Source organism: Dickeya undicola (assembly GCF_000784735.1).
GTDB lineage: Bacteria > Pseudomonadota > Gammaproteobacteria > Enterobacterales > Enterobacteriaceae > Dickeya > Dickeya undicola.
This window is the reverse complement of record NZ_JSYG01000051.1, coordinates 1-1,560: the sequence shown is the minus strand read 5'-3', so window position 1 is coordinate 1,560 and position 1,560 is coordinate 1. Positions and strand designations below refer to the sequence as shown.

Here is a 1,560-nt window from a genome sequence, read left to right as displayed (position 1 = left end):
TCAAACAAATCTTAAATTGAAGAGTTTGATCATGGCTCAGATTGAACGCTGGCGGCAGGCCTAACACATGCAAGTCGAGCGGTAGCACAAGGGAGCTTGCTCCCTGGGTGACGAGCGGCGGACGGGTGAGTAATGTCTGGGAAACTGCCTGATGGAGGGGGATAACTACTGGAAACGGTAGCTAATACCGCATAACGTCTTCGGACCAAAGTGGGGGCTCTTCGGACCTCACGCCATCGGATGTGCCCAGATGGGATTAGCTAGTAGGTGGGGTAAAGGCTCACCTAGGCGACGATCCCTAGCTGGTCTGAGAGGATGACCAGCCACACTGGAACTGAGACACGGTCCAGACTCCTACGGGAGGCAGCAGTGGGGAATATTGCACAATGGGCGCAAGCCTGATGCAGCCATGCCGCGTGTGTGAAGAAGGCCTTCGGGTTGTAAAGCACTTTCAGCGGGGAGGAAGGGGATGAAGTTAATACCTTTATCCATTGACGTTACCCGCAGAAGAAGCACCGGCTAACTCCGTGCCAGCAGCCGCGGTAATACGGAGGGTGCAAGCGTTAATCGGAATGACTGGGCGTAAAGCGCACGCAGGCGGTCTGTTAAGTTGGATGTGAAATCCCCGGGCTTAACCTGGGAACTGCATTCAAAACTGACAGGCTAGAGTCTCGTAGAGGGGGGTAGAATTCCAGGTGTAGCGGTGAAATGCGTAGAGATCTGGAGGAATACCGGTGGCGAAGGCGGCCCCCTGGACGAAGACTGACGCTCAGGTGCGAAAGCGTGGGGAGCAAACAGGATTAGATACCCTGGTAGTCCACGCTGTAAACGATGTCGATTTGGAGGTTGTGCCCTTGAGGCGTGGCTTCCGGAGCTAACGCGTTAAATCGACCGCCTGGGGAGTACGGCCGCAAGGTTAAAACTCAAATGAATTGACGGGGGCCCGCACAAGCGGTGGAGCATGTGGTTTAATTCGATGCAACGCGAAGAACCTTACCTACTCTTGACATCCAGCGAACCCTGTAGAGATACGGGGGTGCCTTCGGGAACGCTGAGACAGGTGCTGCATGGCTGTCGTCAGCTCGTGTTGTGAAATGTTGGGTTAAGTCCCGCAACGAGCGCAACCCTTATCCTTTGTTGCCAGCACTTCGGGTGGGAACTCAAGGGAGACTGCCGGTGATAAACCGGAGGAAGGTGGGGATGACGTCAAGTCATCATGGCCCTTACGAGTAGGGCTACACACGTGCTACAATGGCGTATACAAAGAGAAGCGACCTCGCGAGAGCAAGCGGACCTCATAAAGTACGTCGTAGTCCGGATTGGAGTCTGCAACTCGACTCCATGAAGTCGGAATCGCTAGTAATCGTAGATCAGAATGCTACGGTGAATACGTTCCCGGGCCTTGTACACACCGCCCGTCACACCATGGGAGTGGGTTGCAAAAGAAGTAGGTAGCTTAACCTTCGGGAGGGCGCTTACCACTTTGTGATTCATGACTGGGGTGAAGTCGTAACAAGGTAACCGTAGGGGAACCTGCGGTTGGATCACCTCCTTACCGAG

Annotated in this window: 1 rRNA gene; it reads left to right on the top strand. The window is 54.5% G+C overall.

What is annotated here, in order from left to right:
• Positions 1–13 precede the first annotated feature (13 nt).
• Positions 14–1,555: ribosomal RNA gene (locus OB87_RS19100) — 16S ribosomal RNA — on the top strand.
• The last annotated feature ends 5 nt before the right edge of the window (positions 1,556–1,560 follow it).